This is a genomic window from Novosphingobium sp. PhB165, assembly GCF_004341845.1.
Lineage (GTDB): Bacteria > Pseudomonadota > Alphaproteobacteria > Sphingomonadales > Sphingomonadaceae > Novosphingobium.
This window is the reverse complement of sequence record NZ_SLVB01000004.1, coordinates 270,239-297,162: the sequence shown is the minus strand read 5'-3', so window position 1 is coordinate 297,162 and position 26,924 is coordinate 270,239. Positions and strand designations below refer to the sequence as shown.

General features: G+C 66.2%; 26 protein-coding genes. 11 read left to right on the top strand and 15 right to left on the bottom strand.

The features are described 5' to 3' along the window. Nucleotides 1–151: 151 nt before the first annotated feature. Together EDF56_RS12990 and EDF56_RS12985 are read right to left on the bottom strand one after the other, a co-directional pair. Nucleotides 152–1,228, bottom strand: coding sequence for a PLP-dependent cysteine synthase family protein (locus tag EDF56_RS12990; RefSeq protein WP_132388021.1), 1,077 nt, complete (start codon nucleotides 1,226–1,228; stop codon nucleotides 152–154). Next, complete coding sequence (locus EDF56_RS12985) at nucleotides 1,225–3,267, bottom strand: M3 family metallopeptidase (protein WP_132388019.1); 2,043 nt, start codon at nucleotides 3,265–3,267, stop codon at nucleotides 1,225–1,227. Before EDF56_RS12985 ends, EDF56_RS12990 begins: the two co-directional genes overlap by 4 nt. 163 nt (nucleotides 3,268–3,430) lie before the next feature. Here EDF56_RS12985 and EDF56_RS12980 point away from each other — a divergent pair, with 163 nt between their 5' ends. Beyond that, nucleotides 3,431–3,778, top strand: coding sequence for a hypothetical protein (locus tag EDF56_RS12980; RefSeq protein WP_243652571.1), 348 nt, complete (start codon nucleotides 3,431–3,433; stop codon nucleotides 3,776–3,778). Here EDF56_RS12980 and EDF56_RS12975 read toward each other — a convergent pair. Then, nucleotides 3,771–4,829 carry an LD-carboxypeptidase gene (locus EDF56_RS12975; protein ID WP_132388015.1) on the bottom strand — a complete coding sequence of 353 codons (1,059 nt, stop codon included), beginning with the start codon at nucleotides 4,827–4,829 and terminating at the stop codon, nucleotides 3,771–3,773. The genes EDF56_RS12980 and EDF56_RS12975 overlap by 8 nt on opposite strands. A gap of 97 nt (nucleotides 4,830–4,926) precedes the next feature. Between EDF56_RS12975 and EDF56_RS12970 the strand changes: the two genes are divergently transcribed. Further along, on the top strand, nucleotides 4,927–5,802 hold the full coding sequence (locus tag EDF56_RS12970) for a TIGR00730 family Rossman fold protein (RefSeq protein ID WP_132388013.1): 876 nt from the start codon (nucleotides 4,927–4,929) through the stop codon (nucleotides 5,800–5,802). Between the two features lie 11 nt (nucleotides 5,803–5,813). Then, nucleotides 5,814–6,332 (top strand): GNAT family protein, encoded by a 519-nt coding sequence (locus EDF56_RS12965; RefSeq protein WP_132388011.1) that lies wholly within the window; start codon nucleotides 5,814–5,816, stop codon nucleotides 6,330–6,332. Here the strand turns inward: EDF56_RS12965 and thiD are convergent. Then, nucleotides 6,317–7,066, bottom strand: a complete 750-nt coding sequence (gene thiD, locus EDF56_RS12960) for a bifunctional hydroxymethylpyrimidine kinase/phosphomethylpyrimidine kinase (RefSeq protein WP_132388009.1) — start codon at nucleotides 7,064–7,066, stop codon at nucleotides 6,317–6,319. The genes EDF56_RS12965 and thiD overlap by 16 nt on opposite strands. An 11-nt stretch (nucleotides 7,067–7,077) precedes the next feature. Between thiD and EDF56_RS12955 the strand changes: the two genes are divergently transcribed. Then, nucleotides 7,078–7,275, top strand: a complete 198-nt coding sequence (locus tag EDF56_RS12955; RefSeq protein ID WP_132388007.1) for a hypothetical protein — start codon at nucleotides 7,078–7,080, stop codon at nucleotides 7,273–7,275. Between the two features lie 180 nt (nucleotides 7,276–7,455). On the opposite strand, the gene EDF56_RS12950 is transcribed toward EDF56_RS12955, so the two are convergent. Together EDF56_RS12950 and glmM are read right to left on the bottom strand one after the other, a co-directional pair. Next, on the bottom strand, nucleotides 7,456–7,680 hold the full coding sequence (locus EDF56_RS12950; protein WP_132388005.1) for a DUF1272 domain-containing protein: 225 nt from the start codon (nucleotides 7,678–7,680) through the stop codon (nucleotides 7,456–7,458). A gap of 36 nt (nucleotides 7,681–7,716) precedes the next feature. Beyond that, complete coding sequence (glmM, locus tag EDF56_RS12945; protein WP_132388003.1) at nucleotides 7,717–9,057, bottom strand: phosphoglucosamine mutase; 1,341 nt, start codon at nucleotides 9,055–9,057, stop codon at nucleotides 7,717–7,719. Nucleotides 9,058–9,190: 133 nt separating this feature from the next. Here glmM and EDF56_RS12940 point away from each other — a divergent pair, with 133 nt between their 5' ends. Then, a complete protein-coding gene (locus tag EDF56_RS12940; protein ID WP_132388001.1) occupies nucleotides 9,191–10,480 on the top strand; it encodes a cation:dicarboxylase symporter family transporter in 1,290 nt (429 codons plus the stop codon). A 188-nt stretch (nucleotides 10,481–10,668) separates the two neighbouring features. Here EDF56_RS12940 and EDF56_RS12935 read toward each other — a convergent pair whose 3' ends face one another. Next, nucleotides 10,669–11,277, bottom strand: a complete 609-nt coding sequence (locus EDF56_RS12935; RefSeq protein WP_132387999.1) for an HNH endonuclease — start codon at nucleotides 11,275–11,277, stop codon at nucleotides 10,669–10,671. Between the two features lie 242 nt (nucleotides 11,278–11,519). Here EDF56_RS12935 and gluQRS point away from each other — a divergent pair, with 242 nt between their 5' ends. The 5 genes from gluQRS (at nucleotide 11,520) to EDF56_RS12910 (ending at nucleotide 14,556) form a co-directional block, all read left to right on the top strand. Then, on the top strand, nucleotides 11,520–12,380 hold the full coding sequence (gluQRS, locus tag EDF56_RS12930) for a tRNA glutamyl-Q(34) synthetase GluQRS (RefSeq protein ID WP_132387997.1): 861 nt from the start codon (nucleotides 11,520–11,522) through the stop codon (nucleotides 12,378–12,380). Beyond that, nucleotides 12,377–12,610: an HIG1 domain-containing protein gene (locus tag EDF56_RS12925; protein ID WP_132387995.1), complete on the top strand. Its 234-nt coding sequence runs from the start codon at nucleotides 12,377–12,379 to the stop codon at nucleotides 12,608–12,610. The genes gluQRS and EDF56_RS12925 overlap by 4 nt, the downstream gene beginning before the upstream one ends. 50 nt (nucleotides 12,611–12,660) lie before the next feature. Then, nucleotides 12,661–13,230, top strand: a complete 570-nt coding sequence (locus EDF56_RS12920; protein ID WP_132387993.1) for a cob(I)yrinic acid a,c-diamide adenosyltransferase — start codon at nucleotides 12,661–12,663, stop codon at nucleotides 13,228–13,230. Between the two features lie 39 nt (nucleotides 13,231–13,269). Further along, nucleotides 13,270–14,139 carry a 3-hydroxyacyl-CoA dehydrogenase NAD-binding domain-containing protein gene (locus EDF56_RS12915; RefSeq protein ID WP_132387991.1) on the top strand — a complete coding sequence of 290 codons (870 nt, stop codon included), beginning with the start codon at nucleotides 13,270–13,272 and terminating at the stop codon, nucleotides 14,137–14,139. A 96-nt stretch (nucleotides 14,140–14,235) separates the two neighbouring features. Further along, nucleotides 14,236–14,556 (top strand): hypothetical protein, encoded by a 321-nt coding sequence (locus EDF56_RS12910; RefSeq protein ID WP_132387989.1) that lies wholly within the window; start codon nucleotides 14,236–14,238, stop codon nucleotides 14,554–14,556. Nucleotides 14,557–14,740: 184 nt separating this feature from the next. Here EDF56_RS12910 and EDF56_RS12905 read toward each other — a convergent pair whose 3' ends face one another. After that, the gene (locus EDF56_RS12905) at nucleotides 14,741–14,962 is read right to left on the bottom strand and encodes a hypothetical protein (RefSeq protein ID WP_243652570.1); all 222 of its coding nucleotides are present in this window, start codon (nucleotides 14,960–14,962) and stop codon (nucleotides 14,741–14,743) included. Nucleotides 14,963–14,985: 23 nt separating this feature from the next. Further along, nucleotides 14,986–17,568 (bottom strand): DNA mismatch repair protein MutS, encoded by a 2,583-nt coding sequence (gene mutS / locus EDF56_RS12900; protein ID WP_132388577.1) that lies wholly within the window; start codon nucleotides 17,566–17,568, stop codon nucleotides 14,986–14,988. A 151-nt stretch (nucleotides 17,569–17,719) separates the two neighbouring features. Here mutS and EDF56_RS12895 point away from each other — a divergent pair, with 151 nt between their 5' ends. Next, entirely contained in the window at nucleotides 17,720–19,981 is a 2,262-nt protein-coding gene (locus tag EDF56_RS12895; RefSeq protein WP_132387985.1) for an NADP-dependent malic enzyme, read from the top strand. Nucleotides 19,982–20,199: 218 nt separating this feature from the next. Here EDF56_RS12895 and EDF56_RS12890 read toward each other — a convergent pair whose 3' ends face one another. From EDF56_RS12890 to EDF56_RS12865, 6 genes are all read right to left on the bottom strand, one after another. Continuing rightward, nucleotides 20,200–20,949, bottom strand: coding sequence for an SDR family NAD(P)-dependent oxidoreductase (locus EDF56_RS12890; RefSeq protein WP_132387983.1), 750 nt, complete (start codon nucleotides 20,947–20,949; stop codon nucleotides 20,200–20,202). 11 nt (nucleotides 20,950–20,960) lie between these two features. Then, nucleotides 20,961–21,311 carry a hypothetical protein gene (locus EDF56_RS12885; protein WP_132387981.1) on the bottom strand — a complete coding sequence of 117 codons (351 nt, stop codon included), beginning with the start codon at nucleotides 21,309–21,311 and terminating at the stop codon, nucleotides 20,961–20,963. An 84-nt stretch (nucleotides 21,312–21,395) separates the two neighbouring features. Next, complete coding sequence (locus EDF56_RS12880; RefSeq protein WP_165912185.1) at nucleotides 21,396–22,286, bottom strand: aldose 1-epimerase family protein; 891 nt, start codon at nucleotides 22,284–22,286, stop codon at nucleotides 21,396–21,398. Nucleotides 22,287–22,330: 44 nt separating this feature from the next. Then, nucleotides 22,331–24,739, bottom strand: a complete 2,409-nt coding sequence (pheT, locus tag EDF56_RS12875) for a phenylalanine--tRNA ligase subunit beta (RefSeq protein WP_132387979.1) — start codon at nucleotides 24,737–24,739, stop codon at nucleotides 22,331–22,333. 20 nt (nucleotides 24,740–24,759) lie between these two features. Then, nucleotides 24,760–25,857 carry a phenylalanine--tRNA ligase subunit alpha gene (gene pheS / locus EDF56_RS12870; protein ID WP_132387977.1) on the bottom strand — a complete coding sequence of 366 codons (1,098 nt, stop codon included), beginning with the start codon at nucleotides 25,855–25,857 and terminating at the stop codon, nucleotides 24,760–24,762. A gap of 114 nt (nucleotides 25,858–25,971) precedes the next feature. Then, entirely contained in the window at nucleotides 25,972–26,826 is an 855-nt protein-coding gene (locus EDF56_RS12865; protein ID WP_165912184.1) for a helix-turn-helix domain-containing protein, read from the bottom strand. Between the last annotated feature and the right edge of the window lie 98 nt (nucleotides 26,827–26,924).

Below are 26,924 nucleotides of genomic sequence, written 5' to 3'. Positions count from 1 at the left end.
CTGCGCGCGTTTCACGATATGCCGTCACTGCCTGCCCTTTTCGAAAATTGCGAATCGGCGTGGACTTACGGCAATCCGCGCGCGAGTACACTGCCCCCGCGCGCATTTTTCGGGGAGCGCGGCCGGTCTGCGCTCCCGGTCGGCATGGCCCTTAGGCCGCGCCGAGGAACCGGGCGATGCGTGCTTCTGCCGGGCGCCAGTCCAGCCCGCGTTCGGCCAGCCAGCCGTCATCGTAATAGGTGCAGCCATAGCGCGCGCCGCCGTCGCAGAGCAGCGTGACGATGCTTCCCTGCTCCCCGGCGGCATGCATCTCCTCGGCAATCGCCGCACAGGCCCAGAGATTGGTGCCGGTGGACCCGCCGACGCGCCGCCCCAGCCGGGCCGAGAGCGCGCGCATGGCGCCAATGCTCTCCCCGTCCGGAACCGCGATCATGCGGTCGACCACGCCCGGCACGAAGCTCGGCTCCACGCGCGGACGGCCGATGCCCTCGATCAGCGCCGCGCAGCCTTCGGGCAGCGTGGTCTCGGCCCGGTCGGCGAAGTGGCGGTGGAAGACGGAATGCTCGGGATCGGCCACGCAAAGCCGCGTGGCATGGCGGCGATAGCGCAGGAACCGGCCGATCGTGGCCGACGTGCCGCCGGTGCCCGCACCGCAGACGACCCAGGTGGGCTCCGGATGCTCTTCCTCCGCCATCTGGTGGAAGATGCTCTCCGCGATGTTGTTGTTGCCGCGCCAGTCGGTCGCCCGCTCGGCATAAGTGAACTGGTCGAGGTAATGCCCGCCGGTCCGCCGCGCGAGGTCGTGGGCCACCTGATAGACCGTGCGCGGATCGTCCACCGCATGGATCTCGCCGCCGTGGAAGCGGATCTCGTCCAGCTTGGGCTGCGCGGTGGTGGCCGGCACCACGGCGATGAAGCGCAGGCCCAGCATGCGCGCGAAATAGGCCTCGCTCACCGCTGTCGAGCCCGAGCTGGCCTCGATCACGCAAGTATCCGGCCCGATCCACTCGTTGCACAGCGCATAGAGGAACAGCGAGCGCGCCAGCCGGTGCTTCAGGCTGCCGGTGGGGTGCGAGCTTTCGTCCTTGAGATAGAGCGTGATGCCCGGATAGCGCGGCAGGTCCAGCCGGATCAGGTGCGTATCGGCGGACCGGTTGTAGTCCGCCTCGATACGTCGCACCGCCTCGCGCAGCCAGAGGCGCCGGTCGCTCGCACCGATGGCGTTCATCCCAGCAGGCCGCGCCGTTCCAGCAAGGCCGTGACTTCGGCGTCGCGCCCCCGGAACGCGCGATAGCTCTCGGCCGCCGGGCGCGTGGCGCCGCGCGCCAGCACTTCGTCGCGGAAGGCATCGCCCGTGGCGCGGTCCACCACGCCCGCCTCGACGAACTTGCGGAAGCCGTCGGCAGCGAGCACTTCGGCCCAGAGATAGCTGTAATAGCCAGAGGCATAGCCGCCCGAGAAGACGTGGGTGAAGGCATGCGGGAAACGATGCCATTCGGGCGGATGGACCACGGCCACTTCCTCACGCACCGCCCCGATCACTTCCATCGGATCGCTGCCCATGGTGCCGAGGTGGAGCAGGAGGTCGAACAGGCCGAATTCGATCTGGCGCAGCACGAACAGGCCGGACTGGAAGCGGCGCGCAGCCAGCATCTTCTCGAAGAGATCGACGGGAAGCGGCTCGCCGGTGCGGTAATGGCCGGACATGCCGGTCAGCACTTCACGGTCCCAGGCGAAGTCTTCCATCAGCTGGCTCGGCAGCTCGATCGCGTCCCATTCGAAACCGCTGGTGCCTGCCACGTTCGGGCGGTTCACGCGGGTGAACAGGTGGTGGAGGCAGTGCCCGGTCTCATGCAGCAGCGTCTCCACCTCGCTATGCGCGAGCAGGGAAGGCGTATCGCCGCCCTTCGGCGCGAAATTGCAGGTGAGGTAGGCGACCGGCACGCGGCCAGCGTTGCTGCCGGAGGCTCCGGCGGAGAGACGCGGGCGGGCCTGCGCCATCCACGCGCCGCCCTGCTTGCCCGCCCTCGCATGAAGATCGAGGTAGACACCGGCAATCACCGTGCCGTCATCGTCGGCAACGTCGTAGTAGCGTGCATCGGCATGCCAGAGCGCCACGTCGGTCCGCTCGACCAAGGTGATGCCGAAGAGGCGGCCGAGCAGCACCTGCCAGCCGGCCAGCACGCGCTCGACCGGGAAGTAGGCGCGCACCGCCTGCTCGTCGACCGCGAAGCGCGACAGGCGCATGCGGTTGGCAACGTGGGTCAGGTCCCACGGCTGGAGATCGTCGATGCCAAGCTCCTGCGCCGCGAAAGCACGCGCATCGGCCAGATCGCGCTCGGCGCCGGGGCGTGCACGCGATGCCAGATCGCGCAGGAAGTGCAGCACTTCCCCCGCATTGGGGGCCATCTTGGTGGCGAGCGACCATTCGACCGGATCGGCAAAGCCCAGCAGGCCCGCAGCCTCACGCCGCAGTTCGAGGATACGGGCGATGCGCTGGGTATTATCGAACTTTCCGGCATCGGGGCCCTGATCCGACGCGCGGGTGCCGAAAGCGGCATAGACGCGCTCGCGCAGGCCCCGATTCTCGGCAAAAGTCAGCACCGCATTGACGCTCGGCCACTGGAGCGTGACCACCCAGCCCCCGTCCAGCCCCTTGGCCTCGGCGTTCGCGGCGAACATCGCCATGGCCGCTTCGGGGATGCCCGCGAGCACTTCGGCATCGGTGACATGTTCGGACCAGGCGTCGGTGGCGTCGAGCACGGCGGCGGAGAACTCCGTCGACAGCCCGGCCAGCTCGACCGAGATCTCGGCAAAACGCGCGCGCGGCGCGGCATCCAGAGCCACGCCCGAAAGGCGGAAGCTGCGCAGCATATGCTCGACCGCAGCGCGATCCGCGGCGGAGCGCTTCGCGAATTCGGGAGCTGCCTCCAGCGCGGCGATCACTTCGTAGAGGTCGTGATCCTGGAACACCGCCGTCATGGTCTCGACGATGCGCTGCTGCCCGGCGGCATGCGCCTCGCGCAGTTCGGGCGTATTGGCCACCGACTTGAGGTGCGAAACCGCCGACCACAGTGCCTCGATGGCGACATCGGCTTGTTCGAGCGGCAGCCATGCCGCGTCGAAGTCCTTCGGCTTTTCCGCGATGATCCGGTCCACGACCGCGCGCATGTCCGCCAACGCAAGGTCGAGCGCCTCGCCGATCGCGGCAGGAGTGAGCGCCGCATAGTCGGGCAGCGGCAGGGGATCGAGCAGGGAACGGGTCATCGGCGGGGTCCGGATGCTGGGGGATGTGTCACCAGCACTAGCCGCTGGCGCGCCGGGGTTAAAGCCCTGCGGAATACCCTTAGCCGGGCGGAAAGGCCCGCTAAGGGAAGCGCGTCTATCTTTTCTGCGAAGACAGACGGTTAGCCGGTCCAGGATGGTGCACATGGATAGATACGATACGGCCCCCGTCATCCGGGATCGCCGCGAGCCGGTCGAGATGATGGCGAAGTTCCGGAGCGCCTTCACGAGCTGTACCGTCGTGCTCAAGGACCTCACCCGCTTCGGCGCCCGGATCGAGGGCATCGATGCGCTGGAGATCGACGAGGCCATCAACCTCGGCCTGCCCGGATGCCGCCCGGCGATGGCCTTTGTCGCGTGGAGCGGGCGGCACGGGACCGGGCTGGAATTCGCGGAGCCGCTGGACGCGCGGGTCTATGCGGACCTTGTCACGCGGCACGGACTCGGCCGCCAGCATGATCCGCTGATCGCGCCTCCTCGGCCCATCAACTGACGGCCGGTTCCAGCAGACGCATCGTCCCGGCATCGGCGTCGATCTCCACCGGCAGACCAACCGGCACACTCGCCTGCGCGGCGATGTGGCCGATCTGCAAGCCTTGGAAAGCGGGCACTTTCAAGCCGCCGAACTGGCGGTCCAGCACTTCGTATATCGTGAAGTTGGAGAAGCCGCCGTCCGGGTTGGTGCAATTGGTGCATTGCCCAAAGACCACGCCCGCCACTTTGTCGAACACGCCCGCCAGCGCGAGCTGGGTGAGCATGCGGTCGATCCGGTATTCCGATTCGTTGGTGTCTTCCAGGAACAGCACGGCACCAGTGAAATCGGGCAGGTAAGGCGTACCGACCAGCCCCGAAAGCACACTGAGATTGCCACCGAGCAGCCGCCCGCGCGCGGTGCCGCCGTGGAACGTGCGCAAGTCCTTGCCGCGCCCGGACAGGTTCACCCCCGCCCCTTCGGGCACTTGCCACGTCGGCGTCGCCGCTTCGAACGCGAGCGCGTGGAAATTCGCCCATGCGGCGGGCGGCCACGATGCACTGGCATTGGGCCCGTGAATGCTGGCCACGCCGGTCCGAGCGGCGAATGCGAGGTGGAGCGCGGTGTTGTCGCTGAAGCCGACGAACAGCTTCGGGTTCCTCGCGATCTTCGCATAGTCGAGCAGCGGCAGGATCCGCGCACAGCCCCAGCCGCCGCGCACCGCCATCACGCCGCGCACGTCCGGGTCGGCGAACATGGCCATGAGATCGTCGGCCCGCGTGCGGTCGGAGCCGGCCAGATAGCCCTCCCGCTCCAGCATGTGCGGCGCGGGCTTGGGCACCAGGCCCATCGCGCGGACCGTCGTCATGACTTCATCCAGCCCGAAACGGTCACCAATGAACCCGGCGGGTGCCACCAGCCCGAGCGTGTCGCCCGCGCGCAGGCGCGGCGGCTTCACCAGCCGGGGCGCAATGGGGGCCGAAAGCACCGGAAAGACCGGCAGGGCCGCCGCTACCGCCGCAATGCCGATACCGGCAAGCGCCCCACGGCGCGTAAGGATCGAATTCGTCATGGAATCGAAACTAGGCGCGCGCATCTCTTGCGCGCAACCACAAGCGTCCTAGATATTTGTGCTTTCTCACGCCGCGTCCTGCGGCCATGGTACCCCGATGAACGATACTGAAGACGCCAAAGTCACCAAGCGCCGGTTCTACAAGGCCGAGCAGGAAGCCTCTTTCGCCGATGCGCAGGAAGGCACGCTGCAAACGCAGAACCCCTCCTACCGCCTTGCCTTCCAGGACACCGAATTCCTCCTGCGCGACGAACTGCGCCCGGTGCGTTTCCAGCTTGAGCTGCTCAAGCCCGAGATGCTGCTGGAAGAGGCCAACATCGGCTCCACGCTGGTGATGTACGGCTCCGCCCGCATCCCCTCACCCGAACAGTGCGAAGCCGTGCTCGCCCGCGCCACCACCGACGAGGAAAAGGTGGTTGCCGACCGCCTTGTCGCCAAGGCCAAGTATTACGAGGAAGCGCGCAAGCTTGCCCGCATCGCCAGCAAGTGTGCGGTCGTGGAAAAGGGCATGCGCCAGTTCGTGGTCTGCTCGGGCGGCGGCCCCTCGATCATGGAAGCGGCCAATCGCGGCGCTTATGAAGTGGGCGCGGAGACGCTGGCGCTCAACATCGTGCTGCCGCACGAGCAGGCGCCCAATCCCTATGTGACGCCGCGCCTCTCGTTCCAGTTCCACTATTTTGCACTGCGCAAGATGCACTTCCTGCTGCGCGCCCGCGCGGTGGCGGTGTTCCCGGGCGGCTTCGGCACGTTCGACGAGTTCTTCGAACTGCTGACGCTGGTGCAGACCGGCAAGATGAAGCCGATGCCGATCCTGCTCTACGGCCGCGAATTCTGGGAGCGCGTCATCAATTTCGAGGCGCTGGCCGAGGAAGGCGTGATCAACAAGGCCGATCTCAAGCTGTTCCACTGGTGCGAAACCGCCGAGGAAGGCTGGGACGTCGTACGCCAGTTCTACGATCTCGAATGCGGCTGAGGTAAGGCGAGATGGCGCAGCTTCGCACCGAAAGGCTGCTGCTGCGCCCCGCGCTGCCGACCGACGCCGAAGCGCTCCACGCCATCTTCGTGCAGCCGGCGGCGATGGCCTACTGGTCGCGGCCGCCGCACAAGGACCTGGCCGAGACCCGCGAATGGCTGGACGGCATGATCGCCATTCCCGAGGGCGCGGGCGAGGACTTCATCGTCACGCTGAATGACCGCGTGATCGGCAAGGCCGGACTTTGGCGCTTTCCGGAGATCGGCTTCATCCTCGATCCCGCGTTTTGGGGCCAGGGATTGGCCCGCGAGGCGCTGGAAGCCGTGATCGCCCGCGCTTTCGCCGTGCACCGGCTGCCGCAAGTCCACGCGGATGTGGACCCGCGCAATGACCGCTGTCTTGCCCTGCTGTCACGGCTGGGCTTTCGCGAAACGGGACGCGCCGCGCGCACCTGGCAAGTCGGCGGCGTCTGGTGTGACAGCGTCTACTTGCGGCTCGACGCTGCCGATTGGTCTCAGCGCACGGCCTGATGGCCCAGCGGACCATGCCCGGCACCGAAGCCGGGCGCGGCCAGCAGCGCGGCACGCACGAACGCGCGGGCCTGTTCCACGGCCGAAACCAGACTCTCGCCCCGGCCCATGAATGTCGCGATAGCGCTGGAGAAGGTGCAGCCGGTGCCGTGGGTGTGCCGCGTCTCGATACGCGGCGCGTTCCACGACAGCGGCGCCTCGCCCGGCAGGACCAGCCGGTCTTCGACCACCGGTCCCTCGGCATCGCCGCCCTTGGCGATATAGGCGACTCCGCGCGCCGCCAGCCCCGCATCGCCGCCCAGCGCGGCCAGTTCGGGCACATTGGGGGTGGTCAGTGTGGCCAGTGCCATCAGCCGCTCGAAGGCGGCGATCGTCGCGGCGTCCGCCAGCACCGAGCCGCTGGTGGCGATCATGACGGGATCGAAAATCACCGGCACGTCCAGCGCTTCCAGCCGCTCGGCAACAATATGCGCGATCTCCGGGCTGCCGAGCATGCCGATCTTCACGGCATCGACGCCGATGTCGCTGACGCAGGCATCGATCTGCGCTGCGACCATCTCCGGCGCGAGCGCCACGACGTCCGTGACGCCGCAAGTATTCTGCGCAGTGATCGCGGTGATCGCGGTCATGGCGTAGCCGCCAAGCACGCTGATGGTCTTGATATCGGCCTGAATTCCCGCGCCGCCCGAGGAATCGGAACCGGCGATGGAGAGGATGCGGGGCGGTGTGGTCATGGGTTGGGCTGATGACAGCAGCGGCGGGCTTCGACAAGCGCCGTGCTGTTTTGGATTCGCGCAAAGGCGCAAAGGCGCAAAGAGGTCATCCTGCGCCGCAGGCTCCCTTTCTCATTTCCATCGAGGCTATGAATGAAGGAAGCGCGGCTTCGCCGCAGGCACGACCTCTTCGCGCCTTTGCGCCTTTGCGCGAATCCATTCCTTCCTAAAGCGCCACTTCGGCGCGTGAGCGCTATTTCTAGGTTCGCGCGGAGGCGCGGAGACGCGGAGAAAGTTTGCGGCGCCGCAGGCTCTCCATTCCATCGTTGGCGGTTGTTGCTGCCGATGGAATGGAGAGCCTGTGGTGCAACCAAAACTCCTCCGCGTCTCCGCGCCTCCGCGCGAACCATTTATCCCTTGAAGCGCCGTTCCTTCGACGGCGGCGCGGAATCGAAGTGCTGCTTCGCCCGCGTAGGCCGGTCGACCAGTTCGCCGCCGCAATTGGGGCAGATGTCGTCCAGCGCTTCGGCGCATTCGACGCAGTACGTGCATTCGAAGCTGCAAATGAAAGCGCCGGGTGCCTCGGCAGGCAGATCGGCACCGCAGCGTTCGCAATCGGGGCGCATTTCAAGCATTCAAAATCTCCCGCTCACCCTGAGCCTGTCGAAGGGTCAGGCAGCAGCCTCTTCCACGGCAGCGCAGATCGAGGCGACGGCCGCCTCGACCTCGCCGGCATTGTCACCCTCTGCCATCACGCGGATCACCGGCTCGGTACCGGAGGCGCGGATCACGAGGCGGCCCTTGCCGTTCAAGGCGGCCTCGGCCTCGGCAATCACGGCCTTCACACGGTCCGCCTCAAGCGGCTTGCCGCCCGCGAAGCGGACATTGCGCAGCAGTTGCGGCACCGGATCGAAGAGGTGCAGCACCTCGCTCGCCGGCTTGCCCGACTGGACCAGCGCAGCCAGCACCTGAAGCGCCGCCACGGTACCATCGCCGGTAGTCGCGTGGTCGAGCAGGATCATGTGGCCCGACTGCTCGCCGCCGACATTGAAGCCGCCCGCGCGCATGCGTTCCAGCACATGGCGGTCGCCCACCTTGGTGCGCTCCAGCGTCAGGCCCTGCCCGTTCAGATAGCGTTCGAGGCCGAGGTTCGACATCACCGTCGCCACCACGCCGCCGCCGCGCAGCGCGCCGCGCGCGGCAAGCTGGGTGCCGATCAGCGCCATGATCTGGTCACCGTCGACGGTCTTGCCCTTCTCGTCGACCACGATCAGACGGTCGGCATCGCCATCGAGCGCAATGCCGATGTCCGCGCCCGAGGACACCACGGTTTCCTGCAAGGCCTCGACATGAGTGGAGCCGCACTTGGCGTTGATGTTCTTGCCGTTGGGCGTGACGCCAATCGACACGACTTCCGCGCCGAGTTCCCAGAAGGCGGAAGGCGCCACCTGATAGGCCGCGCCATTGGCGCAATCGACGGCAATCTTCAGCCCATCCAGACGTACTGCTTCGGGCAGCGAGCGCTTCACGGCGTGGATATAGCGCCCCCGAGCGTCATCGATGCGGCGGGCCCGGCCGATTTCCTCGGACGCGGCAAGCGCGATGTCCTGCGCCAGCATCGCCTCGATCGCCAGCTCATCCTCGTCGGAGAGCTTGAAGCCGTCGGGGCCGAACAGCTTGATGCCGTTGTCCTCGTAAGGGTTGTGACTGGCGGAGATCATCACGCCCACGTCGGCGCGCAACTCGCGGGTCAGCAGGGCGACGGCCGGAGTCGGCATCGGGCCCAGCAGCACGACGTCCATGCCCACGCTGGTGAAGCCCGCGACCATCGCGTTTTCCAGCATGTAGCCCGACAGGCGCGTGTCCTTGCCGATCACCACGCGGTGCCGGTGGCTGCCGCGCAGGAAGCGGGTGCCGGCCGCCTGGCCGACTTTCATGGCGATGGCGGCGGTCATAGCGCCTTGATTGGTGCGGCCGCGAATGCCGTCTGTGCCGAAGAACTGTCTGCTCATGACCTGCCCTCTTGGAGACCATTTCGTGAATGGCCGATGACGCGCGCTCTTACCCAAGCCTTCGGCAAATTGCCATGCGCCACTGCGCTCAGTATGGAGAAGAAGACCAAGGTCGCAATTCCCCAGGAGCCCGATGAATACCCCCAGCCCGATGGCCATCGAAAGTAGTGCCTCCCGCATTCCCGAAATCCGGGTTCCCGGCACGCTCACCCTGATCGGCCTCGTCGTGGGGCTGGTGCTGGGGCTTGTTCTTGCCGGCAGCCCGAAGGCGGTGCCGGTGCTGCAAGTGGTCGGGCCGATCGGTTCGCTCTGGCTTCAGGGCTTGCAGATGACGATCCTGCCGCTGGTCGCCGGCCTGCTGTTCACCGGCATTGTCGAGACCATTGCCGTCGCGCAGGCCGGGGCCATGGCGCGGCGCACGCTGGGCACCATTGTCGGCTTCCTTGCCTTCAGCGCCGTGCTGGGCGCGGTGGCCATGCCGTTGCTGCTGAAATTCTTCCCGATTCCCGCCGGCGTCCAGTTCGCCCATGCCGACGATCCAGGCAAAGTGCCGGGCATCGCCGACTTCCTCTCCTCGCTGATGCCCGAGAACGTGATCTCCGCCGCCGCGGCCGACGCCATGCTGCCGGTGATCGTGTTCGTCGCGCTCTTCGCCATTGCCTCCACCCGTCTTGCCGACGAGCCGCGCCGCCTGCTCGCCGTGCTGTTCGAGGGCGTGGCCGGCGCGATGATGGTGGTGATCGGCTGGGTTCTCACGCTTGCCCCCATCGGCGTATTCGCACTGGGCTTCGGCCTTGGCGTGCGCAGCGGCGGCGCGGCACTGGGCGCGCTGGCGCATTATATCGTGCTGGTCACGGCGGTCGGTACCGTGGTGATGATCGCGGGCTATGTGATTGCCGTTTTCGGCGGACGCCGCCCCCTGCCCGCCTTTGCCGCCGCGATCCTGCCGGCGCAGATCGTCGCCATCTCCACCCAGTCCTCGATCGCGACGCTGCCGGCGATGCTGGCCTCCAGCCGCAAGCTTGGCGTTTCGGGCACGACTGCCGAGTTCGTCCTGCCGCTGGCCGTCACCCTGTTCCGCGCGACAGGCCCGGCGATGAACATGGCGGTCGCGGTCTATGCCGCGAAGCTGGCCGGGATCGAGCTGACCACCGGCGCGCTGATCGCGGGCACATTGGTGGCGTTCGCGACGACGTTCGGCGCGGTTTCGCTGCCGGGCACGATCAGCTTCGTCTCCTCGATCGGCCCCATCGCGGCAGCCATGGGCGTACCCCTCTGGCCGCTGGGCGTGCTGGTGGCGGTGGAAGTCCTGCCTGACCTCATGCGCACGGTGGGCAATGTGACGATGGACGTGGCGCTGACCGCCTCGGTCGACGGCGGCACCCGGGCCGAGGCCGAAAGCGTGCCCGAAACGCTGCACTGAGGGAACCGGGGGCCCGACTGGCACAGGATGCCGCGAAAGCCCACCCCACCTCGTCATGCTGAACTTGTTTCAGCATCCATTTTTCCGGCCAGAGCAGAGCTTGAGCGGCGCGATAGATGCTGAAACAAGTTCAGCATAACGAGGTGAGTTAAGGAAAATGGCGCCCTAGCCCCACAAGAGCGCCGCCCTCAAGCCTCCAGCTCGATGTCCCAATAGAGCCAGTCCCGCCACGTCTCGTGCAGGTAGTTGGGCGGAAACGCCCGGCCGCGTTCGAGGAGTTGCCAGCTCGTCGGCCGGATCGGCGCCACCAGCGGCGGCATATGCGCCTGCTTGGGGGTGCGCCCGCCCTTCTTGAGATTGCAGGGCGCGCAGGCGGTGAGGATGTTTTCCCAGCTCGTGCGCCCGCCAAGCCGGCGCGGCACCACATGGTCGAACGTCAGCTGGTGGGGGGAGCCGCAGTACTGGCAGCTGAACCTGTCGCGCAGGAACAGATTGAAACGTGTGAAGGCGGGAAACTCCGAAGGCTTCACATATTGGCGAAGCGCGATCACCGAGGGGATCTGCATCGACCAGCTCGGGCTGTGGACCACCCGGTCGTAGCTGGAGATGATGTCCACCCTTTCCAACACGATCGCCTTGATCGCGGTCTGCCAGGGCCAGAGGCTGAGAGGGTAGTAGGAAAGCGGCGTGTAGTCCGCATTGAGCACTAGAGCAGGGCAGTCTGAAAGACTTCGGGAGGGATCATCCTCCGCGCTGCGGAACCGGGCCGCGCGCTCTATCAGCTCCGACTTGAGCATGGCCTCCTGTCGCAGGCCCTGATTGCGGTTTCATGGCAACGCATGTGTTTCTTTGCAGCATTTACGCGAGTCGGCGTCAAGCCGAGACCGGGGTGGCCCCATACAACAATCCACAGCTTGCGCACAATGATTCCACAAGCTGTCCACGTGATGCACACAGGCCACGCACATCTTCTCCCGAAGTTATGCACAAAGTTACGGGGCCTTGCGGCAAGCGGTCCAACCGGTAGGAGCAGAGGGAGATGATCCGCACCCGCTTTGCCCCCAGCCCCAACGGCCCACTTCACCTCGGCCACGCCTATGCGGCGGTGGTGGCGCATGACATTGCCCGCGCACGGGGCGGCGAATTCCTGCTGCGGATCGAGGATATCGACGGCGAACGCAGCCGCCCGGAATTCACCGAGGAATTCTTCCGCGATCTCGAATGGCTTGGCCTTGGCTGGGACGGGGAGGCAGGTTTCCAGTCCCGGCGGCTGGCGACTTATGCCGAAGCGGGCGAGCGCCTGAAAGCCATGGGCCTGCTCTACCCCTGCCGCTGCACGCGCGCCGAGATCGCCGCCGCTGCCACTGCGATGGGCCCCGACGGCCCGGTCTATCCCGGCACTTGCCGTCACCGTCTTGGCACGTCCGAAAGCGTCGATCCCGAAGGCGCGGCCTGGCGGCTTGACGTCACCCGCGCGCTGGACCTGACCGGCGCGCTCACCTGGACCGACGAACTGGCCGGTCCGCAGACCGCCACGCCGGAGGTCTTCGGCGACGTGGTACTGCTCAGGAAAGACCTTCCCGCCAGCTACCACCTTGCCGCCACGCTCGACGATGCGGCGGATGGCATCACGCTCGTCACGCGGGGGATGGACCTGTTTCCGGCCAGCCACGTCCACCGCCTGCTGCAAGCCCTGCTCGGCCTGCCGATGCCAGTCTGGCACCATCACCCGCTGCTGCTGGAGCCGGACGGACGCAAGCTGGCCAAGCGGCGCGGGTCGCCCTCGCTCGGCGATCGGCGGCGCGCGGGCGAGGACGGCAAGGCTATCGCCGAGGCGCTTCGCCGGCACCGCTTCCCGGCTGGCATTTCGCTTTCCTCGGGCGTAGACCATAGCCCATGACCTATATTCTCGTCCCCATCATCGTCCTGCTGGTGATCATGGTCGTCGTCAGCCTCGTGCGCGGCATCGCCGCTTTCATGCAGAGCACGAAGGAAGACCTGAACCGCGATCCGGGCGCCACGGGGCCGACTGCCAACCAGCTTCTCCAGAACAAGATGATGTTCAACCGCATCAAGTATCAGGCCGCCGCCGTGGTGGTCTGCGCTATCCTGATCGCGATGGCGCGCTAAGGCTTTTGCCGCCAAAATCCGCCAACGGCGGATTTTCAAAGGACTCCACCTTGGTAAAGCTCAACAAGATCTACACCCGCACGGGTGACGATGGCACCACGGGCCTCGTCGACGGCTCGCGCCTGCCCAAGTACGCAGCCCGCATGGAAGCGATCGGCAAGGTGGACGAGGCGAACTGCGCAATCGGCCTTGCCATCTGCGCGCTGACCGGCACGCCGCACGCCGCGATCCTCACCCGCATCCAGAACGACCTGTTCGATCTCGGCGCCGATCTCGCCACCCCCGGCGACGATTTCACGCCGGGCGAGATGACCCTGCGCATCGTGCCCGCGCAAGTGACATGGCTGGAAAGCGAGATCGACGCGATCAACGCCCACCTCCAGCCGCTCAAAAGCTTCATCCTGCCCGGCGGCAGCGAGGCCGCCGCGCGCGTCCACATCGCCCGCGCCTCCGCCCGCAGCGCGGAGCGGGCCGCCGTCGCCATGGCGGCAGAAGTGCCGGCCAATCCGGCCGCGCTGGCCTACATCAACCGCCTCAGCGACTATCTCTTCGTGCTCGCCCGGGCGGTGAATGCGAACGGGGCCGACGACGTGCTTTGGGTACCCGGCCAGAACCGCTAGGCATCTGCTCCGTAACGAGACCAGCAGAGGAGTTTGGCAGTGCGGAAAGTCGGAATCATCGGTGCGGGCATCATGGGTTCGGGCATCGCCCAGACCGTGGCGAGCAAGGGCATGGACGTGGTCCTGTCCGATATTGCGATCGACATTGCCGAGAAGGGCAAGGCCGGCATTGCCAAGGGCCTCGCCAAGCTGGTGGCCAAGGAAAAGATCGCCCAGGCCGACGTCGACGCGCTGCTTCCCCGCATCTCCACGGCGGGAGACTATTCGACGATGGGCGATTGCGACCTCATCATCGAAGCCGCCACCGAGCGCGAGGACATCAAGCTCAAGATCTTCGGCGCCGTGGGCGAAGTGCTGGGCGCCAATGCCATCCTCGCCTCGAACACCAGCTCGATCCCGATCACCCGCATGGCCGCCAGTTCGCCCGACGCGGCGCGGTTCTGCGGGCTGCACTTCTTCAACCCGGTGCCGGTGATGGGCCTTGTGGAAGTAATCCCCGGCCTCGCGACATCTCCGGAAACCACCGCGCGGATGAAGGCCTTCGGCGAAGCGCTGGGCAAGACCGTGGTGCTGGCCGGCGATGCCCCGGGCTTCGTGGTCAACCGCATTCTCTGCCCGCTGCTCAACGAGGCGATCTTCGTACTGGGCGAGGGGCTGGCTTCGGTCGAGGATATCGACGCCGGCATGCGGCTTGGCGCCAATCATCCGATGGGGCCGCTGACTCTGGCCGATTTCGTGGGTCTCGACACGCTCTATGAGATCATGAAGGTGTTCCTGGCGACCACCGGCGATCCCAAGTACCGCCCCGCTCCCCTGCTGCAAAAGTACGTCGAAGCCGGCTGGTACGGCCGCAAGTCCGGCCGGGGCTTCTACGATTATTCGGGCGAAACGCCGGTTCCGACGCGCTGAGAGGGAAACGCGACGGAAGTCTCTTTTCCGTCGCGTCCTTCCAATACCGGAACCCGGGCGTTCCCCTAGCCGTTAACCCGGCAAAGGAGACACGCCATGATCGAACGTCCCGACGATTCCGCGCCCGAAAACTTCAATCCCGAGCAGGATGACGAGGAAGCGCAGGCCCAGTCCGTTGCCGAAGAGGCGCAGGACCGCGCGACCGGCGTGTTCGGCCTCGAAGACAGCGAGAAAGTGAAGGGCGGCATCGACGACGAGGACGATGTCGAGGATCTGGTCGATCACATGAACCAGATGGATTCGAGCGGCGTGATCGACATGTCCGCCTATCGCGGCGAAGAAACGATGGACGACCTTGAAAACCGCTATGGCCGCGAAGGCGTGGCCGATGAGGATTTCGAGGACGACGATAGCTGAGAGACCCGCTCCCTGCTTGGCTCCATACGCAACACTCCACCAAACACCGTCGTCCCCGCGAAGGCGGGGACCCCGCTTTTCTGGCGACGTGGCAAAAGGAAGCGGGGCCCCCGCCTTCGCGGGGGCGACGAGAGTTCGTGTTGGAGCGGCTGCTTATGCTGCGAACCGGTGGGCCGCCGAGGCGCTAGTTGGCCGCCGGATCTTTCGCCCACGGGTTCTTGTGGCCTGCCTCATGCCCCGCAACATGCCCCGCCACTTGCTGGGCCAATTGCGTGGCGGAATCGTCCTTCCCGCCATCGTCATCGGACGACGGGATCGAGCAATAGGCCGTCAGCAACATGCTGGCGGACCAGAACACGGCCTGCCAGCGGCTCTTGAAGACGTTCCTGATCTTGGGTCCGAACATCACCGCAACCTAGCGCGGCTTGGTTAAGACTCCGTACCCGCCTCGCGCTTCAGGTCGTAGAGAATCTCCAGCGCATCACGGGGCGAAAGCGCATCGACATCCATCTCGCGCAGCTTGTCGCGCAGGACGTCGCACTCTTCCTCGCGGGCTTCCTGCGCGGCGGCGAACAGCGGCAGATCCCCGAGCCCCGCCGCCAGGCCGCCAGTCTCCGCACGGCCCTTTTCCAGCTTTTCCAGAACCGACTTGGCGCGGCTGATGACCTTGGGTGGCACCCCGGCCAGCCGCGCGACGGCAAGGCCGTAGCTGCGGTCCGCCGGCCCCTCAGCCAATTCGTGGAGCAGCACCAGATCACCCTTCCACTCACGCGCGCGGACGTGGTGAAGCGACAGCGCCTCGCAGGTTTCCCCCAGCCGCGCCATCTCGTGATAGTGCGTGGCGAAGAGGCAGCGGCAGCGATTGGTCTCGTGGACCGCTTCGGCCACCGCCCAAGCCAGCGCAAGGCCGTCGTAAGTCGAGGTGCCGCGCCCCACTTCGTCGAGGATGACGAAGCTGCGATCGGTCGCCTGCGCGAGGATGGCCGCGGTTTCCACCATCTCGACCATGAAGGTCGAACGGCCGCGCGCAAGGTTGTCCGAAGCGCCGACGCGGCTGAACAGCCGATCCACCATGCCGATCCGCGCCGACTTGGCGGGCACGAAACCGCCCGCCTGCGCTAGCAGCACGATCAGCGCGTTCTGGCGCAGGAAGGTCGACTTACCGCCCATATTGGGGCCGCCGATCAGCCAGAGCCGGTCATGGCTGGCGAGGCGGCAATCATTGGCGACGAAACGCTCGCCCTGAACCTTCAGCGCGGCCTCGACCACCGGATGGCGGCCGCCTTCGATATCGAGCGAAAGGCCATCGACCACTTCGGGCCGGGTCCAGCCACCCTCGGCCGCACGCTCGGCCTGCCCGGCGGCGACGTCGAAACGGGCGAGCGCGGCGGCGGTGCGGGCGATCTCGTGGCGAGCGGCCACGGCTTCGGCCACCAGTCCCTCGAAATGCGCTTCCTCTGCGGCGAGCGCATGGGCACCTGCTTCGGTAATGCGGCTGGCCTCTTCATGCAGCGCCAGCGCGTTGAAGCGCATCGCCCCGGCCATGGTCTGGCGGTGCGAGAAGCCGCTGTCGGGCTCCAGCAGCTTGTCGGCATGGCGCTGCGGCACTTCGATGAAGTAGCCGAGCACGTTGTTGTGCTTGATCTTCAGCGCGGAAACGCCGGTTTCCTCGCGGTACTTCGCTTCCAGCGCGGCAATCGCGCGGCGGGCATTGCCGGACGTGACACGCAGTTCGTCCAGTCCGGCATCGTAGCCGCTGGCGATATAGCCGCCCTGCCCGCGCTCGGTCGGCGGGGTTTCCACCAGCGCCTGCGCGAAGTGATCGACGAGCGCGGCATGTCCGCCCAGTTCGGGCATCAACCGGTCGAGCAGCACCGGCAGGTCATCCATCTGCGCCAGCCGTTCACCGATGCGGCGCGCACCCGAAAGGCCGTCGCGAAGCTGACCGAGGTCGCGCGGAGAACCGCGCCCCGCCACCACGCGACCCAGCGCGCGCCCGACATCGGGCAGCGCCCGCAGCGCCGCGCGCATATCCTCGCGCAGCAGGTGATCGTCGTGGAGCCATTCGACCAGTTCGAGCCGCTCGGCAATCGCATGGCGATCCATCAGCGGCGCCGAGAGGTCCTCTGCCAACTGCCGCGCACCGGCACCGGTGACGCAGCGGTCGATCGCCTCGACCAGACTGCCCTTGCGGCCGCCTTGCGACGATTCGAGAATTTCGAGGCTGGCGCGCGTCGCCTCGTCCATCGCCAAGGTCGCATCGCCCGCGCGGGCCACCGGCGGCAGCAGCAGCGGCAGCTTGCCGCGCCCAACGTGATCGAGATAGGCGATCAACCCGCCCGCCGCCGCCAGCATGGCGCGCGTGAACGTGCCGAACCCATCGAGCGTGGCGACGCCGTGGACCAGCTTCAGCCGCTCATCGCCGCCATCGGAGGAGAACTCATGCGGTGAGCGCGCAATCGCGCCATCGGGCGCCAGTTCCCACCCCTCCGGCACCACCAGTTCGCGCGCGCCCAGACGCGCCAGCGCGGCACCCAGCCGATCGGGCGCACACTCTTCCAGTTCCATCCGCCCGGTCGAGATGTCGCAGGCGGCCACGCCGACGGTGCCGCGCAGATCGCAGGCCGCCGCCAGCACATTGGCGCGGCGCGGCTCCAGCAGCGATTCCTCGGTGAGCGTCCCGGCCGTGACGAAGCGCACGATATCGCGCCGAACTAGCGCCTTGGACCCACCGCGCTTCTTGGCTTCGGCGGGTGTTTCGGTCTGCTCGGCAATCGCCACGCGGCAACCTGCCTTGATCAGGCGGGCAAGGTAGCCCTCCGCCGCGTGGACGGGCACGCCGCACATAGGAATCGGCTTGCCACCGTGCTCGCCGCGCGTGGTGAGTGCAATGTCCAGAACCTGGCTTGCGATTTTCGCATCGTCGAAGAACAGCTCGAAAAAATCGCCCATTCGATAGAACAGCAGGCAATCGCCCGCGACCTCACGCAAGGCAAGGTACTGCGCCATCATCGGGGTCACGCCGGAGGTCTCGGAATTGCTGGTCATGGCGCAGAGCGTTAGCCCCGCGGCTCGGTCCTTGTGAAGCGGCCACCACGCGCCTTTCCCCTATCGCGTCGCGCAAACATTCGATAGGGCCCCTCCCAAATCCGGGAGAAAAAGCTTGTCCGAGAAGCCCAAGGTCCAGTTTACCGAGCGCGAGGCGCTGTTCTACCATTCGACGATCCGGCCGGGTAAGATCGAGATCATCGCCAGCAAGCCGATGGCAACGCAGCGCGATCTCAGCCTCGCCTATTCTCCCGGCGTCGCCGTTCCCGTCCAGGCCATCGCCGACGATCCCGCCACTGCCTATGATTACACCGCCAAGGGCAACCTGGTCGCGGTGATCTCCAACGGCACTGCCATTCTGGGCATGGGCAATCTGGGCGCGCTGGCATCCAAACCGGTGATGGAAGGCAAGGCGGTCCTCTTCAAGCGCTTCGCCGACGTCGATTCCATCGACATCGAACTCGCCAGCGAGGATACCGACGCGCTGATCGAGGCCATCGCCATGATGGAACCCAGCTTCGGCGGCATCAACCTTGAAGACATCAAGGCGCCCGAATGCTTCATCATCGAGCAGGCCCTGCGTGAGCGGATGAACATCCCGGTCATGCATGACGATCAGCACGGCACCGCGATCATCGCCGCCGCCGGTCTGATCAACGCCTGCCTCATCACCGGCCGCAAGCTGGACGAGATCAAGGTCGTGGTGAACGGCGCCGGCGCCTCCGCGCTGGCCTGCACCGCGCTGATCAAGTCGATCGGCGTCAAGCATGAGAACGTGCTGGTCTGCGACACGCGCGGCGTGATCTATCCGGGCCGCGAAAAGGTGGACCAGTTCAAGTCCGCCCACGCCGTGAAGACCGACAAGCGCACGCTGACCGAAGCCCTCGTCGGCGCGGACGTGTTCCTGGGCCTTTCGGCCAAGGGCGCGCTGACGCCGGACATGGTGAAGGACATGGCGCCGGAACCGATCATCTTCGCGATGGCCAACCCCGATCCGGAAATCACCCCGCCCGAAGCCAAGGCGGTGCGCCCCGACGCGATCGTCGCCACCGGCCGTTCGGACTATCCGAACCAGGTCAACAACGTGCTGGGCTTCCCCTTCATCTTCCGCGGCGCGCTGGACGTTTCGGCCACCGCGATCAACGAAGAGATGAAGATCGCCGCCGCCAAGGCCATCGCCGAACTGGCGCGCGAGCAGGTCCATGAAGACGTTGCCGCCGCCTATGGCGAAGCGCAGCAGTTCGGCCGCGACTACATCATCCCGGCGCCGTTCGATCCGCGCCTGATGGAAGTGGTGTCGATGGCGGTCGCCAAGGCAGCGATGGATTCCGGCGTTGCCGGCCGCCCGATCGAGGACTTCGAAGCCTATCGCGATCAGTTGAAGGCGCGTCTGAACCCGACGACTTCGGTGCTCACCCGCGTCTACGAACAGGTCCGCGCCAACCCCAAGCGGATGATCTTTGCCGAGGCCGACAACGAAGTCGTGCTGCGCGCGGCGATCCAGTATCGCGACTTCGGCTATGGCGAACCGATCCTGGTGGGCCGCACGCAGGTCATCCTCGACAAGATGGCCGAACTGGGCGTGCCCGATCCGGAAAGCTTCCATATCGAGAACTCGATGGTGTCCGACCATGTCGGCCCGATGGTCGAAATGGTCTACGAGCGCCTGAAGCGTCGCGGCTTCCTGCAGCGCGACGTGCAGCGCATGGTCAATACCGATCGCAACATCTTCGCCTCCGGCCTGCTCAAGCTGGGCGTGGGCGATGCCATGATCACCGGCATGACCCGGCCTTTCGCGCAGACCATCAAGGAAGTGCGCCGCGTGCTGGACCCGGCCGAGGGCAAGCTGGCTTTCGGCATCCACCTGCTGGTCGGCAAGAACCACACCGTGTTCATGGCCGACACCACGATCAACGAGCGCCCGACGGCCGAGCAGCTTGCTGTGATCGCCAAGGAAACCGCCGCCGTCGCCCGCCGCCTGGGCCACGAACCGCGCGTGGCCTTCCTCAGCTACTCCACCTTCGGTAACCCGTCGGGCAAGTGGCTGGAGCAGACGCGCGAGGCGATCCGCATTCTCGACGAGGAAAAGCCGGACTTCGAGTACGAGGGCGAAATGGCCCCCGACGCCGCGCTGAACCCGAAGATCATGAAGCTCTATCCGTTCAGCCGCCTTTCGGCGCCTGCCAACGTGCTGATCATGCCGGGGCTGCAGTCGGCCAATATCTCGGCCAAGTTGCTCAAGGAAATCGGCGGCACGACCTCGATCGGGCCGATGCTGATCGGTGCCGAGAAGCCCGTGCAGATCGTGCCGATGACTGCGATCGCGCCCGATGTGCTGACGCTGGCCGTGCTGGCGGCGGCAGGCATCACCGGCTGATCCCGGTCGGAGCGCTGAATTAGAAACGGGGGCTTGCGGACATCCGCAAGCCCCCGTTTTTCGTTTGGGCCTTCGCGTCCAGCCCCATCTCCCGACAATTCACTTCGTCGCCCCCGCGAAGGCGGGGGCCCCGCTTCCTTCGCGCTACCTCGCAAGAACAAGCGGGATCCCCGCCTGCGCGGGGATGACGAGGTTTGTTTGAGAGCGGGTTTTAGGCCTCAGCCCTGACGCGCGACCTGGAAGCCGGCGAAAGACTGGCTGACGGGCATCAGCTCCAGCGTGTTGATGTTGAGATGCGCCGGCAGCGTAGCCACCCACAGCACGGTCCCGGCAATATCCTCGGCCGTCATCGGGTTGGCGCCGCCATAGAGATTGTCCGAGGCCTGCTGGTTGCCGCCGGTGCGGACCAGCGTGAATTCGGTCTCCACCATGCCCGGCTCGATCGAGGTGACGCGCACGCCGGTCCCGGCAAGGTCCGAACGCAGCCCCAGCGAGAACTGGTGCACGAAAGCCTTGGTGCCGCCGTAGACGTTGCCGCCGGTGTAGGGATAAGTCGCCGCCACCGAAGACAGATTCACGATCGCCGCCTTGCGCTCCACCAGCGCAGGCAGCAGCTTGTGCGTGAGCGAGACCAGCGCGGTGACGTTGGTGTCGATCATCGTCTTCCACGCATCGAGCGAGGCGCTTTGCGCCGGCTCGGTGCCGAGCGCGAGGCCGGCATTGTTGACGAGGCAGTCGATGCCCGCGAACTCGGCCGGCAGCGCCGCCAGCGCGGCATCGCGCGCGGCTTCGTCACGCACGTCGAAGACGGCAGCGTGGAACTTGTCCGCGCCCAGTTCGGCCTTCAGGGCGTCGAGCCGCTCGGCCCGGCGGCCGGTACCGACCACGCGCCAGCCCGCCGCCACGAATGCGCGGGCACAGGCTTCGCCGATACCGGAAGTGGCGCCGGTTACGAGTGCGGTCTTCATGAAATTTCTCCTTAAATTGAACCGGCCGCAACGGCAGATCGCGGGGATACCAAAACACAGCTTTTCAGCGCAGACTTTTCACGTTCGCGAAGCAGTCGGCCTTCAGGAGTCCACATCGTTACGTGCGTCGTAGCCGCGACTTGGGAGATTTGAACCTTTGTCTTCCAAATCAGATGCCAATCGACCCGGGTGTTCAGCCCTTCCCATCCGCGCGGATCAAGCCCCAACTGTTCTGTAAGACAGCGTTCGACATCACGCATGTCCGCATCGGTCGAAGCCTCGAAGACCGGATGCGCATTGCGTTCGCGCTCCCGGTCGGAAGATTGGCGCGCAAAACCGAGAAACATCAATAATGCGGCCAACAGGCAAACCCCAACAGCCGCAGCTATTGCAGGTGGACGGGTCGCTGTGCCCTGCCTGAAAACTGCTTTTATGCGCCTTGTCACTCAGTCGGCAGTCAGAACGGTCACGTCCATGCGAAAGCGGCGGCTGGCGCCCGGCGCCAGCGAGAGCATGCCCGGCTTGGCGCGGAAGTCGCCGGAATAGCCCAGCGGATCGGCGTGGCCCTGCCAGGGCTCGATACAAAGGTAATGCGCCCCCGGCTTCTGCCAGATGCCCAGCATCGGCATATCGGGAAAGGCCACGGCCAATTGCGATCCTCCCGGCGTGCCGAAAGTCAGCGCGCGGCTGGCGAGGTGGTCCCAGATCAGCGCGTCCTCGACGAACTGCGATGCATCCGGGTGCAGCAAGTGGCCTTCCACCGGAGATGGCACCGGCTCGGGCAGGACGAGGCCGCTCGCCAGATCGATGCGGCGGATCGGCTGGGGCTCGGCCTGTTCGAATGCGATGGTGTGTTCCGCCTTGGGCGCGCCGCCGGGCAGCGGCCATGCGAAAGCGGGGTGGAAGCCAAGGCTGAACGGCATCGGCGCATCGCCCGGATTGGCGACTTCCGCCTCGACGTGGAGTGTCGCCCCTTCGATCCTGAACACGAGGTCCAGAACGAAGGCGAAGGGATAGGCATTGCGGGTTTCCGCACTGTCGCGCAGCCGCAGGCGGACCGCGCACTCGCTCGCTTCCACCACTTCGAAAGCCGAATGGCGGGCGAAACCGTGCTTGGGGAGTTCGTATTCGTGGCCGTCCAGCCGGTAGCGATTGCCGTTCAGCGCGCCGACGATCGGGAAGAGGATCGGCGCATGGCCGGTCCAGAACGCCGGATCGGCGTCGGTCATGTACTCGCGCCCGGACCGGTCGGTCAGCGACCAGAGCTCGGCCCCGTAGGTGGCGATGCGCGCCGTGAGATCGCCGGCGGTGATGGTCACGAATTCCATGTCAGTCACCGGCGATCTTCCCTTTTTCCCGAGCAGCCTCTTCAGCCGCGTTCTCAGCCGCGCAGCACGGCTCCGAGCTTGGCGGCAGCGGCAGTCACCTTGTCGCTGATCGCCTTGAGGTCCTCTTCCTTGTAGCTCTTTTCGAGCGGCTGGAGAGTGACTTCGAGCGCCAGAGACTTCTGCCCTTCCGGAACGCCCTGACCACGGAAATCGTCGAACAGGCGGGCCGAGACGATGTTCACCTTGTCCGCGCCCGCAACCATGCGGATCAGATCACCGGCCGGCAGTTCCGCAGGCACCAGGAACGCGTAGTCGCGCGTCACCGCCTGCAGCGCCGGGGGCGCGTAGCGGGTACGGGCGAAAGTGGCGGCGCCCTTCTTGCCGGGAATGGCGTCGAGATAGATCTCGGCAATCGCCACCGGGCCTTCGATATCGAACTGCTTGGCGACGGTGGGGTGCAACATGCCGAAGCGCGCCAGCACGTTCTTGGGCCCAAGGCGCAAGGTGGCCGACTGGCCGGGGTGGAACTGCGAACCAGCCTCACCCATGACCTGCAGCTTTTCCACCGGAGCACCGGCTTCAGCCAGCAGGGCAGAGACTTCGGCCTTGGCGTCGTAAGCGTCGAACGCCACAGCCTTGCCGGTCGCCCAGCCGCGCGAGACCTTCTCGCCCGCCAGCACGAAGCCCAGCGCCAGACGCTCGTCGCTCGCACCACCCTCACCGCGCAGATAGCGACGGCCCAGTTCGAACAGACGCAGCGACGAGGCACCGCGATCGAGGTTGCGCTTGGCCGCCATCAGCAGGCCCGGCAGCAGCGAAGGCCGCATGACCTTCATGTCCTCGCTGATCGGGTTGGCCAGCGACCACAGAGCATTGCCGTCCGCAAAGGCATCAGCCTCGGCCGAAGGCAGGAACGACCAGGTGACGGCTTCATGCAGACCGCGCGCAGCGGCAGCGCGGCGAACGCGGCGCTCCAGTGCCTGCGTCGGCGTAGCGGTCGGACGGGCGACGCCATCGGCGCGCGGCAGCGCCACGCTCGTCACCTTGTCGAGACCGTGGATGCGGACGACTTCCTCGACGATGTCAGGCGCGCCATCGACATCCGGACGCCAGCCGGGAACGGTGACGGTCCAGGACGTGTCGAACCCGGCTTCCTGCGCGATGACCTTGAAGCCAAGGCTCTCAAGGATGCGCTGCTGTTCGCCCGGCTCGATCGCCACGCCGCCCAGCTTCTCGGTCAGCGCCGGATCGAAGTGGACGATCTTCGGCGTGGCCGGGGCCGCACCGCTGCGCACCGCCTGCGAAGCTTCACCGCCGCACAGCGTCTGGATCAGCTTGGTCAGGTGATCGAGGCCGGTATCGAGGAAGTTCGGATCGATCCCACGCTCGAAACGGCTGCGCGCGTCCGAGGTGAGGTTGAGCTTGCGCCCGGTCTTGGCGATGCGCTCGGGATCGAAGTAGGCGATTTCGAGCAGGACGTCGGTAGTCTCGTCGCCGCAGCCCGAATGCTCGCCGCCCATGATGCCAGCGATGTCGTGCACGCCCGAATCGTCGGCGATCACGGTCATCTCGGCGTCGAGCGTGTAGGTCTTCTCGTTCAGCGCGACGACCGTCTCACCGTCCTTGGCGCGGCGCGCGATGACGGCGCCGTTCAGCTTGGCAAGGTCATAGGCGTGGGCCGGGCGACCATAGGCCAGCATCAGATAGTTGGTGGCATCGACCAGCGCCGAGATCGGACGCTGACCGGCCGCCTTCAGGCGATCCTGCAGCCACTGCGGCGAAGGGCCGTTCTTCACGCCCTTGATAACGCGGCCATAGAACGCCGAGCAACCCTCGGCATCGTCGGTGCGCACTTCGACCGGGCAGGGGAAGCTGCCGGCGATGTCCAGCACCTCGATCGGCTTCAGCGTACCAAGGCCGGCCGCGGCCAGATCGCGGGCGATGCCGTAAACGCCCATGCAGTCCGGGCGGTTGGGGGTGATGGCGACCTCGATCACCGGATCGGCGCCGTGGTAGTCCGCGAAAGGCGTGCCGACCGGCGCGTCCTCAGGCAGTTCGATGATGCCGTCGTGATCTTCGCCCAGCTCCAGCTCGCGCGTGGAGCACATCATGCCGTTCGATTCGACGCCGCGCACGGCAGCGACCTTCAGCACCATGCCGTTGGCCGGCACGGTCGCACCGGGAAGGCCGAGCACGCCGACAAGGCCCGCACGCGCATTGGGTGCGCCGCAGACGACCTGCAGTACGCCCTCGCCCGTATCGACGGTGAGGACCTGCAGCTTGTCCGCCTGCGGATGCTTGTCGGCAGTCAACACCTTGGCCACGCGGAAACCGGCCAGCTTGGCGGCGGGATCCTCGATGCCTTCGACCTCAAGGCCGATGGCGTTGAGCTTCAGGGCGATATCCTCAAGCGAGGTGTCAGTCTCAAGGTACTGCTTGAGCCAGGAAAGCGAGAACTTCATTTTCTAAATCCTTCCCGCGCTCAAGCCGGAGTGCCAACGCCGCCCGAAAGGGTCGGCACGTCGAGGGCGGAGAAACCGTAGTGGGAGAGCCAGCGGACATCGCCATCGAAGAAGGCGCGCAGGTCGTCCATGCCGTATTTCAGCATGGCAAGGCGATCGATGCCGATGCCGAAGGCGAAACCCTGCCATTCGTCGGGATCGAGCCCGGCGAATTCGATGACGCGGCGGTTGACCATGCCCGAGCCGAGCACTTCCATCCAGCCGCCCTCGCCCTTCGACGGGTCGCCGCCGATCACGCGCTTGCCGTCGATCAGGGTGAAGCCGATGTCCGCTTCCACCGAAGGCTCGGTGAAGGGGAAGTAGCTGGGGCGCAGGCGCAGGACGATGTCCTCACGCTCGAAGAACGCCTTCAGGAAGGTTTCCAGCGTCCACTTCAGGTGGCCGAGGTGCACGTCCTTGTCGATCACCAGACCTTCGACCTGGTGGAACATCGGCGTGTGGGTGGCGTCGCTGTCCGAACGGTAGACGCGGCCCGGCGCGATGATGCGCAGCGGCGCGCCCTGCGCGAGCATGGTGCGCATCTGCACCGGCGAAGTGTGCGTGCGCAGCAGCATCTCACGGTTCTTCGCGTCGCGGTCCGGGAAATAGAACGTGTCGTGCATCGCGCGCGCCGGGTGGCTTTCCGGCATGTTGAGCGCGGTGAAGTTGTGCCAGTCGTCCTCGATCTCCGGACCGGTGGCGACCGAGAAGCCGAGGTCGGCGAAGATCTCGGCAATCTCGTCCATCACTTGCGAGATCGGGTGGACAGTGCCACGCGGCGCTTCGGGCGCGGGCAGCGAGAGGTCGATCGTCTCGGCGGCGAGGCGGGCGTTCAGCACCGCCGTCTCCAACACGTCCTTGCGGCTGGTGAGCGCGTCGCTCACATTCTCGCGCAGGCTGTGGATCTTCGGGCCTTCGACCTTGCGCTCTTCGGGATCGAGCTTGCCCAGCGTCTTCAGCAGGCCGGAGATCGATCCCTGCTTGCCCAGAAACTCGACACGCAGCGCCTCCAGCGTTTCGAGATCGGATGCTTCCGCAATCCGCGAGAGCGCCTCCTGGCCGGTTGCTGCGTAGTCCACTGGTGGTCTGCCTGACTGTTGCTGAATCTGGAAGCGCGGTCCTTAGGGGGAGCGGGCAAGAATCGCAACGGCGAGGGTGCGTGCGCGGGCCCGGACGACCCGGTAAAGGGCGGATCAGCGGCCGGCGGTACGCGCTTGGCGGATTCGCTCGCGGATGAGCGTAACTGTCAGCGGCTTGTCGAGCTGGGCATACTGGCGCGGGCTCATGCCCATGAAGGCGCGGAAGTCCCGCACGAACTGGGCCTGATCGTGATAGGCTGCGTCGATCGCGCCGATCCACTTCAGCGTCGGGTCGAGCGTGAACTGCTCGACACTGCGCAGAAAGCGCTGGCGGCGCAGCAGCAGCTTGGGAGGAAAGCCGAAGGCGGCGCGGCAAACCCGCTCGACCATGCGCGAATTCGCGCCCACGCGCTTGACGAGATCCACCGACGAACGCAGTTCCGGATCGGCAAGCGCCTCGCCGATGGCGACGATCAGATCCTCGTGCGGAACAGGCCGGGGTTCCAGCGCGGAAAGGAAGGCGACGATCCGGTCCAGCTGCGCGCCCAGCGCGCCCTGTTCGGCCTGCAATGCGTCATACAGCGGGCGGAAGCGTTCGAAGTTGGGATCGCGGTCGCCATCGACAATGACATTGGCATAGGCGTCGGCGGCCTGCCCCGTGAGCGCGACCCAGCCGAGCGGCCTCAGGCGAAAGCCCCACTGGCGCGCGGAGCCCATCGAAAAATGCACTTCCTGCGAGCGCGGCCCGCTGACCGTGAACCGGCTTCCCGTGATCGTCGATCCGTTGCGCATCGATACTTCGGTGAGGGAATCGAAATGAAACCGGAAACTGGCCCAGTCCGGACAGAGCACGTCCTGCAAACGGTCCCCCGGTTGCAACTCGATCTCGCAGTAAAAGAGAGCCGATACATAGCGATCAAGCTCCGAAGGCACCGGGCAATATTGGATGATGACGCGCCTGGCTGTCATTCCCCGCCTGTTAGTTATCGCCGCCAAATGTCCCCCATCCATCTCGTATCGAGAGTTTTGAGGGCGGGCAAAACAATTCGAGGCGCGAGTGCCGAAAC